Below are 15,784 nucleotides of genomic sequence, written 5' to 3'. Positions count from 1 at the left end.
CGCGATACGCCGCGGCTTTTTCATGGTGTGGATTCAGTGCGCTGCCGGTTTGTAGCTGTTCACGTCGGCTCGCGATGGGATGGCGATGCGGTTCCAGCTGTTGATCAGGATCACCGCCATGTTGAGGTCGATCAGCTGCTCCTCGCTGAACTGGGTGCGGGCTTCTTCGTAGACTTCGTCTGGCACGCCGTGGATCGGGTCGAGCCGTGTCACAGCTTCGCACCAAGCCAATGCGGCGCGTTCGCGTGCACTGTAGAAAGGCGCCTCGCGCCAAGCCTGCAGCAGGTACAGGCGTTGCTCGGTCTCACCGGCGGCGCGGGCGTCCTTGCTGTGCATGTCCAGGCAATAGGCGCAGCCGTTGATCTGCGATGCGCGCATCAGAACCAGTTCGATCAGGCTTTGCTCGATGCCGCAGTTCTTGACGTATTCGGCCAGGGCGAATAGCGGCTTGGTGGCGTTGGGGCGCTTGATGACATTGAAGCGGGGCATGGGGTTCTCCTTCGCAGTGTGCGGCCGGCAGTGGCCGTTCAATGCAAGGACGTGGATGCCGCCGATTTCGTGACAGTCGCCAGCCGGGCGAGCTTGCCGGGGTGGCGCAGCGAGTGAATCGCGGTGATGCGCTCGCCGTCGTCGTCGATCCAGCTGGCCGTGACCAGCGTGTCGCCATACCAGCCGAACAGGGCCGGTGCGCCATTGAGCTGGCGGATCTCGTGGCGTACGCCGTGGCGCTGCTGCTGCAGCGCAATCTGCATGTACAGCCGAGCCAGCCGCTCGGCACCGTGCAGCGGGTGCAGGGTGGCCCGTGCCAGGCCACCGCCGTCGGCGATGCTCATGGCATCTTCGGCAAACAATGCGCGCAACGTGGACATGTCGGGCTGCTGCAGCGCCTGCATGAAGCGTTCGAGCAGACGCCGCTGGGTGTCGATGTTCGGCATCGCTTGGCGCGGGCGATCCTCGCGCAGCCGCTGCTTCGCCCGATGCACGCGCTGGCGGCAGGCGTCCTCACCGATGCACAGCATCGCAGCCGTCTCGGCATGGCTGTAATCGAACACTTCACGCAGCAGGAAGGCGGCGCGCTCCTCGGGGCTCAGACGTTCCAGCAATAGCAGGAAGGTCAAGGTCAGGCTCTCGGCGCGCTCCAGTTGTGCTTCGGGCTGCTCGGACTCCGCGATCAGCGGTTCCGGCAGCCAGGGGCCCGGATAGTGCGCCCGTTCGGTCTTGGCGCGGCGCAGGCGATCCAGTGACAGCCGGGTGGTCACGGTGACCAGCCACGCCTCGGCATCGTCCAGCGCGTCGGCATCCTGTGTGTGCCAGCGCAGCCACGCGTCGTGCAGCACGTCTTCGGCATCGGCCGGTGTACCGAGCATGCGGTACGCCAGCCCGAACAGGCGCGAGCGGTGCTGCTGGAACAGGGCGGTATGCGGATCCATGGCGTTCTCCGTCGGCTTGATGCATCAAGGACGCACCAGGATCACGCGATGTGACTGCTCAGCGGAACAATGGCCATGGTGCCAGGAAGATCAGCCAGATCAGCAGCAATATCCCGAGGTACTTGCAGGCCTTGTACAGCTTCTTGTAGCGGCTCTTGAAGGCCACCTTGAATGCATGGCCGGTGCCGCGCTTGCGCTGGCTGAGCGCAAACAGCCGGTTCACGAAACCGGTTTTCTCCGTTTCGCCCTCGGTGTTCGGTGAAGCAGTGATCTTGCCCATGAACGCGCCGACCCGATGGTTGATCGCATTCATCCAGCGCGTGCGCAGCGGCCGCTCGACGTCGGCGAACAGGATCACCCGGGTCTGTTCGGTCTTGTTCTCGGCCCAGTGCACATAGGTTTCGTCGAACACCACGTCCTTGCCGTCGCCCCAGGCATGTTCCTCACCATCGACGAAGATGCGGCAGTCCCGCGAGTTCGGTGTGATCAGGCCAAGGTGGTAACGCAGCGAACCGGCAAACGGATCGCGGTGCGGATTGAGCTTGCTGCCTGGCGGCAGCAGCGCGAACATCGCGGCCTTCACGCTGGGTATCGACTTCAGCAAGGCCACCGTCTGTGGACACAGCGCCTCGGCCGAGGCCAGCGGTTCGCCGTACCATTTCAGGTAGAAACGCTTCCAGCCCTGCTTGAAGAAACTGTTGAAACTGGCATCGTTGCTCTTCGCGGCAGCGCGTATATAACCCTCGTCGAACAGGTGCGTCGCCTCGTCGCGGATGGCTCGCCAGTTCGCCTGCAACAGATCCAGTTGCGGGAAGCCCTGGCGGTCCAGGATCGGTCGCGCCGGCACGGCTGAGAACGCATACATCAGCAGGTTGTATGGCGCGAAGACTGCCGAGTGGTCGACCAGCTGGCGATCGAAACGCAGCCGCACGCGTCCGCGCAGATGCACCAGCAGCACGCATAGCGCAAAGAAGGCGAACAGGGCCAGCAGGACGAGACGGGGGGCAAGGATCATGTCGACAAGTAAAACCATGGCGGAGCAGTCAAGAGATCATTCTACTCGCTCGCACATGGCGTTCACTCGCGACAGATGCTGCACGGCGGAGGTCATTCAGTGTTGCAGCACATGTGCGGCCCCGCCGCCAGGCCGGTAGCCGCGTTGCAGCGCGCGATGCACGTAGGCGACTGCTCGGCGCACGGCTGAACGCGGCGAGCGCCCGCAGGCGAGTTCGGCGGCAATCGCCGATGCCAGCGTGCAGCCGGTGCCATGACCTTCCAGCGGCAATCGTGGGTGACGCAGTTCCAGCACGCTGCGGGCATCGTAGTAGCGATCGACCACTTCATCGCCTTGGGCGTGGCCACCCTTGAGCAGCACGGCGCCGGCACCGAGCATCAGCAATGCCTCGCCTGCTGCGTCGAACTGCGCGGCGGTTCTGATCGGATGGCCAAGCAATGCCTCGGCCTCGGGCAGGTTCGGGGTGAGCAGGTCGGCCAGCGGGATCAGTTCCTCGGTCAACGCTTCGACTGCATCTTCGTCCAGCAGGCGTGCGCCACTGGTGGCGATCATCACCGGATCGACCACCAGCCATGCCGGCTTGCGCGCAGCCATCTCGCGCGCCACCAACCGGGTGATCGCGGCGTTGCCGAGCATCCCGGTCTTCACCGCGGCGATCGGAAAGTCATCGAACAGCGCGGCGAGTTGGCTGCGGATGTGCGTGAGCGGTACCGCGTGCACCGCGCTGACGCCACGGGTGTTTTGCGAGGTGATGGCGGTGATCACGGAAAGTCCGTGCACACCTCGCGCGTGGAAGGTTTTCAGGTCAGCCTGGATGCCCGCACCACCGCCGGAATCGGAGCCGGCGATGGTGAGGGCGATCGGTGGGTGCATGCGTTGCATCGGAGGTGAACTTAGAGCGACTCCGCCGCAAAGTCCGCCAGTCGCGAGCGTTCACCGCGGCGCAGCGTGATATGCGCCGAATGCTCCCACTGCTTGAAGCGGTCCACCGCATAGGTGAGGCCGGAGGTGGTTTCGGTGAGGTAGGGCGTGTCGATCTGTTCGACATTGCCGAGGCAGACGATCTTGGTGCCGGGGCCGGCACGGGTGATCAGGGTCTTCATCTGCTTCGGGGTGAGGTTCTGCGCCTCGTCGATGATCAGATAGCGCGACAGGAAGGTGCGCCCTCGCATGAAGTTGAGCGAACGGATCTTGATGCGCGAGGCGAGCAGGTCGTTGGTGGCCTGGCGGCCCCAGCTGCCACCATCCTCGGGGTTCGCGAGTACTTCGAGGTTATCGGTCAATGCACCCATCCACGGCGTCATCTTCTCCTCCTCGGTGCCGGGCAGGAAGCCGATGTCCTCGCCCACCGAAACGGTGGCGCGAGTCATGATGATCTCGCGGTAACGCTGCTGGTCCATCACCTGCGCCAGGCCGGCCGCCAGCGCCAGCAGGGTCTTGCCGGTGCCGGCGTTGCCGAGCAGGGTGACGAAATCGACGTCCGGATCCATCAGTGCGTTGAGCGCGAAGTTCTGCTCGCGGTTGCGTGCACCGATGCCCCAGACGTGATGGTTGGCGTGTGAATGGTCGTCCAGCAGCACCAGCGTGGCGCTGGTGTCGTCGATATGCAGCACGCGCAACTCGACGCTGTTTTCGCCGGGCAGGAACAGGCATTCGTTGGGATGCCAGTTTTCCTCCTCGTGACGATTCACCTTGTAGAACGTGCGCCCACGCTCTGTCCATGACTGCACTTCCGGATGACGGTCCCAGAAGTCCTCGGTCAGTTCGGCCGAACCGGTGTAGAGCAGGGAGAAATCATCGAGCGCACGATCGTTCTCGTAATCCTCGGCGACGATGCCGTTGATGCTCGCCTTGATCCGCAGGTTGATGTCCTTGGTGACCAGGATCACTGCGCGATCGGGATTCTGGTCACGCAGTTCGATCACCGCCGACAGGATCTGGTTGTCGGCCTTGGTGTGGCCATTGCTGCTGGTGCGGTGCTGGAAGTAAAGCCGGCCGACCGAACCGCCACGCTTGAGCTTGATGCCCTGCGGGTTGCTCAGTTCCAGCCCTTCGCCCAGGTCGTGCTGCTTGCCCAGCTCGATCAGCTCGTTGAGGAATCGGCTGACCTGGCGGCCGTTGCGCGAGACTTCCGAAGCGCCTTTCTTTTTTTCGTCCAGCTCCTCCAGCACGGTCATCGGGATGAAGACGTCGTGTTCCTCGAAGCGGAACAGCGAGGTCGGGTCATGCAGCAGGACGTTGGTGTCGAGAGCGTAGATGCGCTTGCTTCCGGTCATGCGGAAGTGTCCTCGCTGGTGGGGAGATGAAAGAGCCGCGATGCACGACGCATCGCGGGAGCGTGATGACGGCATGAAGCGCCGGCCGATTGCCGGCACGCCATGCGGGTGAAGGCCATGAATGGCTTGGCGGTCACTGGGCAGGGATGGTGTCGAGCACGTCTTGGGCGTGGCCTGGCACTTTCACTCCGCGCCATTCGTGGACCAGTTTCCCCAGTGGGTCGATCAGGAAGGTGCTGCGCACGATGCCCAGATGACGTTTTCCGTACAGCACCTTTTCGTGGATCACATCGAATGCTTGGCACCATGTCTCTTCGGAATCGGAAACCAGCGGGAACGGCAGCTCCTGCTTCGCGGCAAAACTAGCGTGCGATTTTACGGAATCGCGTGACACGCCGATGACTTGCGCATGGCGCTCGTGGAATTTCGGATAAAGGTCGCGAAAATCCTTCGCCTCATTGGTACAGCCTGGCGTGCTGTCCTTGGGATAGAAATACACCACGACCCATTGTCCCTTCAGGCTGGCCAGCTTCAACTCGCTGCCATCGCCGGTGACACCGTTGAGTGTGGGGACCCTTTTGCCGATTTCGGGCATGACTACTCCTGCGCGGCCGTGCAGAGCGGCTGCGCATGCATGTGAAGTGGGAGGTATGGGAACCGGCTGACGATGAACACTGCGGGCGGTGCGCAGAAAGCGATCGGATTGGATCGGCACACTGACGGCAATGCAAGGTTCCTCGGTAGTCCCGGGAGCAAGACTAGCGCGTGCGTACCCGCCGATAACAGTCCTTGTCAGATGCCCCGGATCGCGCGATCCTCAGAACTTCACCGGATCCATGATGGCGTCGAGATTCAGGCCGTCGCACAGCTCGAGGAAATCGTCGCGCAACGCGGCAATGTGGATCTCCGCCGGGATGCCGATGGTGAACTGGGCCTGGAACATCTCCGCCCCGGTCTGCATCGCCTGATAGCGGGTGGAATTGAGCTGCTCCACACTGATACCGTGCTGGGTGAAGAATTCCACGATACGCGCCACGATGCCGGGCCGGTCGGCCGCCACCACTTCCACCAGGTATGGCAGCAGGTGCGAGCTGTTCTCGCGCGGGCCGGTGCGGTAGTGCACCAGTCGCAGGCTTTCGTCACGGGCCAGCTTGGTCAGGGCAGTTTCCAGCTTGGCCAGCGCATCCCATGCGCCGCTGGCCAGCAGCATCAGCGAGATTTCCGTACCGATCGTCGACACGCGTGACTCGGACAGGTTGCAGCCGGCGTCGGCGATGCGCTTGGCCAGTGCCAGCAGCGGCGATTTGCTTGCTGGTGTGAGCGCCTGGATCAGCAGCTGGTTGTCATTGCCTGCGCGCGCAGTCGGGGCAGAAGGGACGGAAGTGGGTTTCAAAGGTTCTACCTGTGGCGGCATGCCGCATGATGCGGAAACGCCGAGATTACTCCGATCGGGCTTACTTGCCCGTCTTGCGAGGCGGCAAGTAACATGTACGGCTTGATCTGGAGCGGAATCGAGTCTTGAACATTCGCGGAAGCATCTGCGCGCTGGTGACCCCGTTCGCGGCCGACGGTGCCCTCGACCTGCCGGCGTTTGGCCGGTTGCTCGACCATCAGCTTGCTGGCGGCACGCAGGCGCTGGTGGTAGCCGGCTCCACCGGCGAAGCACACATGCTGGAACATGACGAGTTCGACCGGCTGCTGGCGTTTGCGGTCGAGCGCGTAGCCGGACGCGTACCCGTGATCGCCGGTACCGGCGAAGCGGGTACTGCCAAGACCGTTGCCTTGACCCGTCGTGCCAGAGTGCTGGGGGCCGATGCGGCGCTGGTAGTGACACCTTATTACGTGCGCCCGACCCAGGAAGGCCTGCGCCTGCATTTCCTCGAAGTGGCCGAGCACGGTGGCTTGCCGGTCCTGCTTTACAACGTGCCCAGCCGCACCGGTTGCGACCTGCTGCCGGAGACCGTCGCCCGGCTGCGCGAGCACCCGGCGATCGTCGGCATCAAGGAAGCGCGCGGTGATCGCGAACGGATTTCGGCGCTGGCGGAACTTGTTCGCGCGGATTTCGTCTATCTGTCCGGTGACGACGGGAGTGCCGGCGAAGCCATGCTGGCGGGCGCGGCTGGTACGATCTCGGTGGTGGCCAATCTGGTACCGCAGGCTTTTCGAGCCTTGTGCGATGCAGCCGTGGGTGGCGACCCTGCCGCCACGGCGCGGTGTCATGCGACACTTGAGCCACTGGTACAGGCGCTCAACTGTGCGCCGAACCCGATCGCGGTCAAGGCTGGTCTGCCATTGCTGGGGCTGGGATTGGCGTTGCCGAGATTGCCCCTGGTTGAACTGAACGACGGTCCGGATCGCGCCCGATTGCACCAAGCGCTGTCCAGTCTGGCATCCTTGGCGACTGCGGCCGGTTGAACGGTTGCCTGACTTACTCACGGAATCCCATTACATGAAGAAAACCTCCCTCCTCGTGGCCTTGTCGGCTGTGGCCCTCAGCGGCCTGCTGCTTTCTGGCTGCGGCATGTTCCGCACGCACAAGGCGTGGGACACCGCCCAGCAGGAGTCGCCGCTGGAGATCCCGCCCACCCTGGATCGGCCTTCGACCAGCGATGCCTTGGTGATCCCGGCACCTGGCGCGAACCAGCCGACCTCAAACGGCGCAGTTGCACGCGTCAATGAAGCCGGCGGCCAGATCACCGACGGTTTCGTGGTGGCCGACAGCGTCGACAACACGTACCGCAAAGTGGGGGATGTGTTGCAGGGCGGCAGCCTGGGTCAGGTGGTCAGTCATGACGATACTGCCCATGGTTACACCCTTAGCGTTCCGAGCTCGATTGCACAGCAGCCGAAGAAGAAAGGCTTTTTCCACCGCATGTTCAGTCACGACAAGAGCGATTCCAGTGGTACGTCGGGCTCCTCATACCAGGTGCAGGTAAGCATCGGCGGCAGCGGCACGAACGCCAGCGAAATCCGTGCGCAGGGCAATGTCGGCGCAGTAGCCAAGGTGATCGACACGTTGAAGTCGCATCTGGGCGGCTGATCGCCAGCAACATAAACGGAAACGCCGCCTCGAGGGCGGCGTTTCCGTTTATGGATGGTGGAGATTCAGCGCTGCAGCAACTTGAGCTTGTCCGGCTTGCCTTCCCAGTCCTTGGCGTCGGCCGGGCTGTCCTTGCGCTCGGTAATCACCGGCCAGTCCTTGGCCAGCTCGGCGTTGAGCGCCACGAAGGCTTCCTGGCCGGCGGGGACATCGTCTTCCGGATAGATCGCGTTGATCGGGCACTCCGGCTCGCACAAGGTGCAGTCGATGCACTCGTCCGGATCGATCACGAGGAAATTGGGGCCTTCATGGAAGGCATCGACCGGGCAGACCTCAACGCAATCGGTGTATTTGCACTTGATGCAGTTGTCGATGACGACGAAAGTCATGGAGGCAATTCAACTGTATGGGTGGCGGTCGGAAGGCTCTTGTGAAGAGTGCGGCCATGGATGGCCGCTTCTAATCCAGCCAGTGGCCAAGAGCCGCAGGTTGTAGAGACTCTTCCAGGCAACGGCAATCATGGATGATTGCACAGGTAGTGGTGCTCCCTACGAGACTCGAACTCGTGTTCCCGCCTTGAGAGGGCAGTGTCCTGGGCCACTAGACGAAGGGAGCGTTATCCTGCGAGGCGCGCTAGTATAACGGAATTGTTTCGTCCGGCAATGCTTGACGCGTATCAGCCGGCACCATGCGCATACGCTCTGCTCGTGCGCGGTATCGGCGGTGCGATTCGTTGAACACCAGAGCGTACTCACCGCACAAGGATTCTGACTGCTTGAACCTCGAATCAGGGACTGACACCAAGCCAGCGCTGCGGATCATTCCGCGCGATCAGCACTCCATTTCCCGCAAGAACATCAGCAAGGCGGCCTTGCGAGTGCTGTATCGCCTGAACGAGGCCGGCTATGCCGCCTATCTGGTCGGTGGTGCCGTGCGGGACCTGCTGCTGGGCTTGCAGCCGAAGGATTTCGATGTCGCTACCGACGCGACGCCGGACGACGTGAAACGGCTGTTCCGCAACTGCCGCCTGATTGGTCGTCGCTTCCGCCTGGCCCATGTGGTGTTCGGTCCGGAGATCATCGAGGTGGCGACGTTCCGGGGGCTCGGCGAAGAAGGCGGCGAAGGTGATCGCCACATCGTCGATGGCCGCATCGTGCGCGACAACATCTGGGGCACGATCGAGGAGGACGCGATACGCCGCGATTTCCGCGCCAACGCGCTGTATTACGACATCAGCGATTTCTCGGTGCGTGACTACGTCGGCGGCATGCAGGATCTGGATGATCGCGTGTTGCGGCTGATCGGTGATCCGGTCATCCGCTATCGCGAGGATCCGGTGCGCATGCTGCGCGCTGCGCGACTGGCGGCCAAGCTCGACATGCGCATCGACACGGCTGCCATGGCGCCGTTCGAGAGTCTCGGGCCGTTGCTGGCCGAGGCCGCGCCGGCGCGACTGTTCGACGAATCGCTGAAGATGTTCCTCAGCGGCAACGGACTGAAGAGTTTCCGCATGCTGGAACAGTGTGGTCTGCTGAAGTCCCTGTTTCCGGTGACTGCGCGGGCGCTCAAGCGTGGTGACGAGGCGTTGCGCTCGCTCGTCGAGCACGGGCTGGCCAATACCGACAGCCGGGTGGCCGAAGGCAAGTCGGTCACGCCGGCGTTCCTGTTTGCGGTATTGCTGTGGGGCGAAGTGCGCGATGTGGCACATCAGGCGATCGCACGTGGTCAGGACAGCAATGAAGCCTGGGCACGCGCAGCTGCGCAGGTGGTCGGCGAACAGTGCCAGCGGGTGGCGATCCCACGCCGGTTCACCTTCACGATGGAAGAGATCTGGTCGTTGCAGCCGCGCTTCGAGCAGGTGCAGCGCAAGCGTGTGTTCCGCCTGATGACGCACCCGCGCTTTCGTGCGGCATTCGACTTTCTGTTGCTGCGTGCGGATGAATCGCCGGCTATGCGCGAACTGGGCCAGTGGTGGGCGCATGCGCAGCAGTTGCCGCCGGACGTACTGTCGGCGGCGTTGCCGGCAGGTGGCGGCAGCAGTGCCAGTGACAGCATGCCTGTCCCGGTGGTCAGCAAGGCGTCACGTCCGCGCCGGCGGCGCCGGCGCTCCGGCGAAAAACCGGGTTCCGCGTGACGCTGGCCTATATCGCGCTGGGCAGCAATCTGGGTGATCCGCAGCAGCAGTTGCTGGATGCGATGACTGCACTGGCGAGCCTGCCGGATACGCGCCTGCTGCAATGTTCGTCGTTGTACAGCACGCCGCCCTGGGGATTGCTGGAGCAACCATCGTTCGTCAATGCCGCGGTGAAGGTGGATACTGCGTTGTCGCCGCATGCGTTGCTCGATGCGTTGCTGGAGATCGAGCAGCATGCCGGTCGTGTGCGTGCCGAACGCAACGGGCCGCGCACGCTGGATCTGGATCTGCTGCATGTCGATGGCGTGCAACTTGACGATGCCCGACTGACCCTGCCGCATCCACGCATGGCCGAACGTGCGTTCGTGTTGCTGCCACTGCATGACATCGAACCTGCGCTGCTGCTGTCCGGGGGCGTTACGGTGGCGGAACAGCTGGCGCGGCTCGATCTGGCCGGTTGTGAAAGATTGCCTTGAGCGTTTCTCGCGGCACGCCGGATAATCGGCATCCGCCATCACCCAGGAATCATCGTGTACGTGCAAAACGCCAGTACTCCCGAACGCAAGCCGGTGACCGTGCCCGGTCTGCGTGCGATGAAGGCGCAGGGGCGGCGCATTGTCATGCTCACCGCCTATGACGCCAGTTTTGCCTGGCAGCTTGAGGCAGCTGGAGTCGACATCGCGCTGGTGGGCGATTCGCTCGGCATGGTGGTGCAGGGTCATGCCAGCACGTTGCCGGTGACGCTCGATCACATGGTCTATCACACCGCCGCGGTGGCCCGTGGGCTGTCGTCGACCCTGCTGGTCGCGGACATGCCGTTCATGGCCGATCGCGATGTCGCCCACGCGCTGGAAGCCGGGGCACGGCTGGTCGGCGAAGCCGGTGCGGCGATGGTGAAGATCGAAGGTGCGGCACCGCATATCCTTGAGGCGATTGCCGCGCTGACCGCACGCGCGATTCCGGTCTGCGCGCATCTGGGGCTGACGCCGCAGTCGGTGCACAAGTTCGGTGGCTTCCGTATCCAGGGCCGCGAACAGGCCGCCGCCGATCATGTACTGGCCGAGGCGCGGGCAGTGCAGGCGGCCGGCGCGGATCTGCTGGTGCTCGAAGGCGTGCCGACCAGTCTTGGCGAGCGGGTGACCGCGGCGGTGGATATTCCGGTCATCGGCATTGGCGCCGGTCCGCATTGCGACGGGCAGGTGCTGGTGATCCATGACATGCTCGGCATCACGCCGGGCAAGCGACCGAAGTTCAGCAAGGATTTTCTGGTTGGGCGCGATTCGGTGGCGGCGGCTATCGCTGCCTATGCCGAGGACGTACGCAGCGGTGCGTTTCCGGCCCCTGAACATTGTTTCAACTGATCAGCGAGTCAACGCACCATGCAGACCGTCCAGGATGCACCCGCCCTGCGCGCCGCGATTCGCGGCTGGCGTTCCAAGGGCCAGACGGTGGGTTTCGTGCCGACCATGGGCAACCTGCATGCAGGCCACCAGTCGCTGATCAAGCTGGCGCGGGCACGCACCGACCGGGTGGTCGCCAGCGTGTTCGTCAATCCCACCCAGTTCGGTCCGAACGAGGATTTCGAGCGCTATCCACGCACCTTGCTGCAGGATCAGACGGCATTGACCGAGCAGGATTGCGACCTGCTGTTCGCGCCGGATGTGGCGACGATTTATCCGTTTGGTGCGGAATACAGTGTCAGCCTGCGCGTGCCGCAGATCACCGAGACACTGGAAGGTGCGCACCGGCCTGGGCATTTCGATGGTGTGGCCACCGTGGTGTGCAAGCTGTTCAACCTGGTGCAACCAGACCTGGCGGTGTTCGGTCAGAAGGACTTCCAGCAGCTGAAGGTGATCGAACGGATGGTGCGTGACCTTGCGTTGCCGGTGAAGGTGATGGCTGCAGCGACCTTGCGTGCCGACGATGGCCTGGCGCTGAGTTCGCGCAACCAGTATCTGTCTGCCGAGGAACGCCTGCGCGCGCCGCTGATCCACGATACCTTGCTGAAAATGCGTGAATTGCTCGGCAAGGGCCATGCCTGGCGTGCGCTTGAACAGGTTGCCGCGGCACGCCTGATGCGTGCCGGTTTCGTACCCGATTACGCGGTAATTCGCCGTGCCGAGGACCTGGCCGAGCCGGCCGAAGGCCAGCGCGACGGCCTGATCGCCCTGATCGCGGCACGCCTGGGCAATACCCGGCTGATCGACAACTTGCTGTTCGATTGAGGCAGCCGCATATTGGTATCGGCATCGATGATGTTGCGGTGCAACGTCATCGGTTCGATAATTGCCAACTCTGCGGGCTGTCCCTGCTGGAAAGAACGTCATGCACCTGAACATGCTCAAGGCCAAGATCCACCGCGCGACGGTGACCCATGCCGAGCTGCACTACGAAGGCTCGATCGCGATCGACGGCTTGCTGCTGGATGCCTCGGGTATCCGCGAGTACGAGCAGATCCACGCCTGGAACATCAACAACGGCAAGCGCTTCGTCACCTATGCGCTGCGTGCCGAAGAAGGCTCCGGCATCATCTCGGTCAACGGCAGTGCCGCGCATCGCGCGAAGCCGGGCGATCTGATCATTATCGCTGCGTTTGCGCAGCTGTCGGAAGCGGAGCTGGAACAGTTCCAGCCGACGCTGGTCTACGCGGATGCCGACAATCGCATCTCGCACACCAACCGCTCGATTCCCAAGCAGATGGCGACCGCCTGATCCGCTTCCGCCGAGCCGTCGTCGTTGCGCCCGATCCGGCGCGGTCGCATCAGCTTCGATGTCTGTCCAGCGCCCACTGCACATGTTCGCGCACCACGTCGGAGGCATCTCCCTGACGGGACTGCAACGCGCCAGTCACCTCGGCGGATGATGGCGCGTTGCCCAGTGCCACCGCGATATTGCGTAGCCAGCCTTCGTAACCGGTGCGGCGGATCGCCATGCCTTCCGTACGGCTGAGGAATTCCTGCTCGCTCCACGCGAACAGCTCGACCAGTTTCGCGCCATCGAGGCTGTGCCGTGGGGCGAAGTCAGGCTCGGTGGTGTCTTGCGCGAACTTGTTCCACGGGCAGATCAACTGACAGTCGTCGCAGCCGAAGATGCGGTTGCCCATGGGCGCGCGCAGATCCTCCGGAATGCTGCCCTTGAGTTCGATGGTGAGATAGGAAATGCAGCGTTTTGCATCCAGCCGGTAAGGACCCAGGATGGCCTGGGTCGGGCAGATTTCGATGCAGCGGGTGCAGCTGCCGCAGTGCGCGCTGGCTGGCTCGTCGACCGGCAAAGGCAGATCGGTGAACAGCTCGCCGAGAAAGAAATACGAACCGGCGCGGCGATTGATCAGCACAGTGTGCTTGCCGATCCAACCGAGCCCCGCGTTGCGTGCCAGCGCCTTCTCCAGCACCGGCGCGGAATCCACATAGGCGCGATAGCCGAAGTCGCCGACCACGGCGTGGATGCGCTCGGCCAGCTTCTGCAGCCGGTTGCGCATCAACTTGTGATAGTCGCGGCCAAGCGCATAACGCGACACGTAGCCGGCCTCGCCATCTTCCAGCACGCCCCAGGCGTTCGCGGTACCTGGCGGGATGTAGTCCATGCGCACCGAAATGACGCGTTGCGTGCCCGGCTCCAGCTCGGCCGGACGGCTGCGCCGGGTGCCATGCCGGGCCATGTACTCCATCTCGCCGTGATGGCCCTGGTCGAGCCAGCGCTTCAGATGCTCCTCGTCCTCGCCCAGATCGGTGCCGCTGATGCCGGCTTCGGCAAAGCCGAGCTCGACGGCCCAGCGCTTGATGTCGCCGGCCAGTGCGACGTAGTCGGGAATGGTGCGGAGATCAGCCATGGGCATCCGTCTATTGTAGAGGTGTGTCATGCCTATAATTCGCGCATGCCAGCCCATTCGCACAACCGCGCGCTCTATACCATCGAACAGGTGCGTGAGATGGAAGGCGCTGCGCTCGCGGCCATGGGTATCTCCAGCCATGAGCTGATGCGCCGGGCTGCCAGCGCGGCGCTGCTCATTCTGCGCCGGCACTGGCCGCAGGTTCGCCATCTCGGCATCTGCTGCGGTCCTGGCAACAACGGTGGCGACGGTTTCCTGCTGGGCGTGCTGGCGCGCGAAGCGGGACTGCAGGTGGAGATCGTGGCGATTGGCACGGCATCCCATGGCGCCGCCGCCATGGCGCGCAATGAATGGGAAACCGCTGGCGGCCAGGTGCATCTGTGGAATGCCGAATCGAGGCTGCCAGTGGTGGAGGTGCTGGTCGACGCGCTATATGGGATTGGCTTCAACCGTGCTCTCGAGCCATCCGTGGCGCGCTTGATCGACAGCATGCATGCCAGTGGCAAGCCGTTGCTCGCACTGGATGTGCCCAGCGGATTGAATGCGGACAGTGGTCATTGCCTGGGTGCTGCGGTTCGCGCGGATGTCACGCTGACGTTCATCGCCAACAAACGCGGCCTGCATAGCGGGCGTGCTGCCGATCATGTCGGTGTACTGGAGCTGGCCGGTCTTGGCGTGCCTGAGAGCATCTACGCTGGTGTTCAACCCGATGCGCAATTGCTGGTCGCCGAAGCGATGCCGTCGCGTGAACGGTATGCCAACAAGGGTTCCAACGGCCATGTACTGGTGATTGGCGGCGATCACGGCATGGCGGGTGCCGTGCGCCTTGCCGGCGAGGCCGCGCTGCGTGCTGGCGCTGGACTGGTCAGTGTGGCGACCCGCGCCGACCACGTGCTGGCGCTGAATGCCACGCGTCCGGAATTGATGGTGCATGCCGTCGATGAAACGCAGGCCCTGGCGCCGTTGCTGGAGCGAGCCAACGTACTCGCACTCGGGCCTGGATTGGGGCAGCACACCTGGGCGCATGCGTTGTGGCAGGCCACACTGGGTGCAAACAAGCCGCTGGTGCTCGATGCCGATGGCCTGAACCTGCTGGCGCAAAGACCATGCACGTTCACCGTGCCGACGGTGCTGACCCCGCACCCCGGTGAGGCAGGCCGTCTGCTGGGTGTGTCGACGGCAGATGTCGAACGGGATCGCTTTTCGGCGGTGCGCGAACTGGCACGCTGTTATTCGGCCACGGTTGTATTGAAAGGTTCGGGCAGTCTGATCGCTGATCCGGATGGACGTCTGGACGTCTGTCCGTGGGGCAATCCGGGGATGGCTTCGGGCGGCATGGGCGATCTGCTCACCGGTGTCATCGCGGCGTTGCTGGCGCAGGGCTGCACGGCATGGCAGGCAGCCTGCCTCGGCGTGGGTCTGCACGCGCGCGCCGGCGATCTGGCTGCGCAGCAGGGCGAACGCGGATTGCTGGCCAGCGACTTGCTGGCACCGTTGCGTACACTCGGCAATAACTTGTCAGGGCATCTGCATGACTGACCGTTTCGATCTCGAACGGCGCTGGACGCTGCCCGATGAGGCCGCCACCACCGCATTGGCCACGCACTTGGCAGCAGAGCTGGATGATGGCCTGGTGCTTTACCTGCATGGTCCGCTCGGCGCTGGCAAGACCAGTTTTGCGCGGGCCTTGCTGACCGCGATGGGAGTGGGTGAGCGCATCAAGAGTCCGACCTACAGCCTGATCGAGGGCTACACGGTGCGGCAGCAGGCAGCCTGGCATCTGGACCTGTACCGGATTGCTGATCCCGGCGAGCTGGAATGGCTGGGATTGGATGCACTGGGTGATCCGAGTGCGCTGGTGCTGGTGGAGTGGCCCGAACGCGGCACGGGTGCGCTGCCACTCGCCGATCTGGAGTTGCAGCTCGATTATTTCGGAAGCGGCCGCTGTGCCTTGCTGCAGGCCTTTACCGTCCGCGGAGAGCGACTACTCCAACGGCTACCGGAATAATCGCCAAGTAGTTGTTCAGTCTGGGAAATTCTTCGCACAAAAGGCCATCAAG

The 15,784-nt window shown here is 63.5% G+C and carries 18 protein-coding genes and 1 tRNA gene; 9 read left to right on the top strand and 10 right to left on the bottom strand.

What is annotated here, in order from left to right; translation table 11 throughout:
- Nucleotides 1-33 precede the first annotated feature (33 nt).
- The 7 genes from B0E51_RS11790 to B0E51_RS11760 form a co-directional block, all read right to left on the bottom strand.
- Nucleotides 34-489 (bottom strand): carboxymuconolactone decarboxylase family protein, encoded by a 456-nt coding sequence (locus tag B0E51_RS11790; RefSeq protein ID WP_077445265.1) that lies wholly within the window; start codon nucleotides 487-489, stop codon nucleotides 34-36.
- A 38-nt stretch (nucleotides 490-527) separates the two neighbouring features.
- Entirely contained in the window at nucleotides 528-1,430 is a 903-nt protein-coding gene (gene sigJ, locus B0E51_RS11785) for an RNA polymerase sigma factor SigJ (protein WP_077445103.1), read from the bottom strand.
- 58 nt (nucleotides 1,431-1,488) lie between these two features.
- The gene (locus B0E51_RS11780) at nucleotides 1,489-2,445 is read right to left on the bottom strand and encodes an aspartyl/asparaginyl beta-hydroxylase domain-containing protein (RefSeq protein ID WP_077445102.1); all 957 of its coding nucleotides are present in this window, start codon (nucleotides 2,443-2,445) and stop codon (nucleotides 1,489-1,491) included.
- A 96-nt stretch (nucleotides 2,446-2,541) separates the two neighbouring features.
- A complete protein-coding gene (gene thiD / locus B0E51_RS11775) occupies nucleotides 2,542-3,318 on the bottom strand; it encodes a bifunctional hydroxymethylpyrimidine kinase/phosphomethylpyrimidine kinase (RefSeq protein WP_077445264.1) in 777 nt (258 codons plus the stop codon).
- A 20-nt stretch (nucleotides 3,319-3,338) separates the two neighbouring features.
- Nucleotides 3,339-4,721, bottom strand: a complete 1,383-nt coding sequence (locus tag B0E51_RS11770; RefSeq protein ID WP_077445101.1) for a PhoH family protein — start codon at nucleotides 4,719-4,721, stop codon at nucleotides 3,339-3,341.
- Nucleotides 4,722-4,854: 133 nt separating this feature from the next.
- Nucleotides 4,855-5,316, bottom strand: coding sequence for a peroxiredoxin (locus B0E51_RS11765; RefSeq protein ID WP_077445100.1), 462 nt, complete (start codon nucleotides 5,314-5,316; stop codon nucleotides 4,855-4,857).
- Between the two features lie 222 nt (nucleotides 5,317-5,538).
- Complete coding sequence (locus tag B0E51_RS11760; RefSeq protein ID WP_174570652.1) at nucleotides 5,539-6,135, bottom strand: glycine cleavage system protein R; 597 nt, start codon at nucleotides 6,133-6,135, stop codon at nucleotides 5,539-5,541.
- A gap of 104 nt (nucleotides 6,136-6,239) precedes the next feature.
- Between B0E51_RS11760 and dapA the strand changes: the two genes are divergently transcribed.
- Both dapA and B0E51_RS11750 read left to right on the top strand, forming a co-directional pair.
- On the top strand, nucleotides 6,240-7,136 hold the full coding sequence (gene dapA, locus B0E51_RS11755) for a 4-hydroxy-tetrahydrodipicolinate synthase (protein WP_077445099.1): 897 nt from the start codon (nucleotides 6,240-6,242) through the stop codon (nucleotides 7,134-7,136).
- A gap of 34 nt (nucleotides 7,137-7,170) precedes the next feature.
- Nucleotides 7,171-7,761, top strand: coding sequence for a hypothetical protein (locus tag B0E51_RS11750; RefSeq protein WP_077445098.1), 591 nt, complete (start codon nucleotides 7,171-7,173; stop codon nucleotides 7,759-7,761).
- A gap of 65 nt (nucleotides 7,762-7,826) precedes the next feature.
- On the opposite strand, the gene fdxA is transcribed toward B0E51_RS11750, so the two are convergent.
- Nucleotides 7,827-8,150, bottom strand: coding sequence for a ferredoxin FdxA (gene fdxA / locus B0E51_RS11745; protein WP_077442435.1), 324 nt, complete (start codon nucleotides 8,148-8,150; stop codon nucleotides 7,827-7,829).
- Between the two features lie 150 nt (nucleotides 8,151-8,300).
- Nucleotides 8,301-8,376: transfer RNA gene (locus B0E51_RS11740), tRNA-Glu, on the bottom strand.
- A gap of 160 nt (nucleotides 8,377-8,536) precedes the next feature.
- Here B0E51_RS11740 and pcnB point away from each other — a divergent pair.
- From pcnB to panD, 5 genes are all read left to right on the top strand, one after another.
- The gene (pcnB, locus tag B0E51_RS11735; protein ID WP_077445097.1) at nucleotides 8,537-9,895 is read left to right on the top strand and encodes a polynucleotide adenylyltransferase PcnB; all 1,359 of its coding nucleotides are present in this window, start codon (nucleotides 8,537-8,539) and stop codon (nucleotides 9,893-9,895) included.
- Nucleotides 9,892-10,371, top strand: coding sequence for a 2-amino-4-hydroxy-6-hydroxymethyldihydropteridine diphosphokinase (gene folK, locus B0E51_RS11730; protein ID WP_077445096.1), 480 nt, complete (start codon nucleotides 9,892-9,894; stop codon nucleotides 10,369-10,371). The genes pcnB and folK overlap by 4 nt, the downstream gene beginning before the upstream one ends.
- Before the next feature lie 54 nt (nucleotides 10,372-10,425).
- Nucleotides 10,426-11,256: a 3-methyl-2-oxobutanoate hydroxymethyltransferase gene (panB, locus tag B0E51_RS11725; protein WP_077445095.1), complete on the top strand. Its 831-nt coding sequence runs from the start codon at nucleotides 10,426-10,428 to the stop codon at nucleotides 11,254-11,256.
- Between the two features lie 18 nt (nucleotides 11,257-11,274).
- Nucleotides 11,275-12,120, top strand: coding sequence for a pantoate--beta-alanine ligase (panC, locus tag B0E51_RS11720; protein WP_077445094.1), 846 nt, complete (start codon nucleotides 11,275-11,277; stop codon nucleotides 12,118-12,120).
- Between the two features lie 100 nt (nucleotides 12,121-12,220).
- Nucleotides 12,221-12,607 carry an aspartate 1-decarboxylase gene (gene panD, locus B0E51_RS11715; RefSeq protein WP_077445093.1) on the top strand — a complete coding sequence of 129 codons (387 nt, stop codon included), beginning with the start codon at nucleotides 12,221-12,223 and terminating at the stop codon, nucleotides 12,605-12,607.
- A 49-nt stretch (nucleotides 12,608-12,656) separates the two neighbouring features.
- Here the strand turns inward: panD and queG are convergent, their stop codons facing one another.
- Nucleotides 12,657-13,754, bottom strand: coding sequence for a tRNA epoxyqueuosine(34) reductase QueG (gene queG, locus B0E51_RS11710; RefSeq protein ID WP_077445092.1), 1,098 nt, complete (start codon nucleotides 13,752-13,754; stop codon nucleotides 12,657-12,659).
- Nucleotides 13,755-13,769: 15 nt separating this feature from the next.
- Here queG and B0E51_RS11705 point away from each other — a divergent pair, with 15 nt between their 5' ends.
- Together B0E51_RS11705 and tsaE are read left to right on the top strand one after the other, a co-directional pair.
- Entirely contained in the window at nucleotides 13,770-15,263 is a 1,494-nt protein-coding gene (locus B0E51_RS11705; protein WP_077445091.1) for a bifunctional ADP-dependent NAD(P)H-hydrate dehydratase/NAD(P)H-hydrate epimerase, read from the top strand.
- Nucleotides 15,256-15,732 (top strand): tRNA (adenosine(37)-N6)-threonylcarbamoyltransferase complex ATPase subunit type 1 TsaE, encoded by a 477-nt coding sequence (gene tsaE / locus B0E51_RS11700; protein ID WP_143525904.1) that lies wholly within the window; start codon nucleotides 15,256-15,258, stop codon nucleotides 15,730-15,732. The genes B0E51_RS11705 and tsaE overlap by 8 nt, the downstream gene beginning before the upstream one ends.
- Nucleotides 15,733-15,784: the final 52 nt, after the last annotated feature.

The sequence above is a fragment of the Rhodanobacter sp. C05 genome (assembly GCF_002001165.1).
Lineage (GTDB): Bacteria > Pseudomonadota > Gammaproteobacteria > Xanthomonadales > Rhodanobacteraceae > Rhodanobacter.
This window is presented reverse-complemented; position numbering and strand designations above follow the sequence as displayed.

What these genes read in the sequence shown, in the direction of transcription:
- fdxA (WP_077442435.1), bottom strand. Translation starts at nt 8,150, where the DNA reads ATGACTTTCGTCGTCATCGACAACTGCATCAAGTGCAAATACACCGAT.
- panC (WP_077445094.1), top strand. Translation starts at nt 11,275, where the DNA reads ATGCAGACCGTCCAGGATGCACCCGCCCTGCGCGCCGCGATTCGCGGC.
- tsaE (WP_143525904.1), top strand. Translation starts at nt 15,256, where the DNA reads ATGACTGACCGTTTCGATCTCGAACGGCGCTGGACGCTGCCCGATGAG.
- sigJ (WP_077445103.1), bottom strand. Translation starts at nt 1,430, where the DNA reads ATGGATCCGCATACCGCCCTGTTCCAGCAGCACCGCTCGCGCCTGTTC.
- B0E51_RS11770 (WP_077445101.1), bottom strand. Translation starts at nt 4,721, where the DNA reads ATGACCGGAAGCAAGCGCATCTACGCTCTCGACACCAACGTCCTGCTG.
- B0E51_RS11750 (WP_077445098.1), top strand. Translation starts at nt 7,171, where the DNA reads ATGAAGAAAACCTCCCTCCTCGTGGCCTTGTCGGCTGTGGCCCTCAGC.
- B0E51_RS11760 (WP_174570652.1), bottom strand. Translation starts at nt 6,135, where the DNA reads ATGCCGCCACAGGTAGAACCTTTGAAACCCACTTCCGTCCCTTCTGCC.
- B0E51_RS11705 (WP_077445091.1), top strand. Translation starts at nt 13,770, where the DNA reads ATGCCAGCCCATTCGCACAACCGCGCGCTCTATACCATCGAACAGGTG.
- B0E51_RS11765 (WP_077445100.1), bottom strand. Translation starts at nt 5,316, where the DNA reads ATGCCCGAAATCGGCAAAAGGGTCCCCACACTCAACGGTGTCACCGGC.
- panD (WP_077445093.1), top strand. Translation starts at nt 12,221, where the DNA reads ATGCACCTGAACATGCTCAAGGCCAAGATCCACCGCGCGACGGTGACC.
- B0E51_RS11790 (WP_077445265.1), bottom strand. Translation starts at nt 489, where the DNA reads ATGCCCCGCTTCAATGTCATCAAGCGCCCCAACGCCACCAAGCCGCTA.
- queG (WP_077445092.1), bottom strand. Translation starts at nt 13,754, where the DNA reads ATGACACACCTCTACAATAGACGGATGCCCATGGCTGATCTCCGCACC.
- thiD (WP_077445264.1), bottom strand. Translation starts at nt 3,318, where the DNA reads ATGCACCCACCGATCGCCCTCACCATCGCCGGCTCCGATTCCGGCGGT.
- B0E51_RS11780 (WP_077445102.1), bottom strand. Translation starts at nt 2,445, where the DNA reads ATGATCCTTGCCCCCCGTCTCGTCCTGCTGGCCCTGTTCGCCTTCTTT.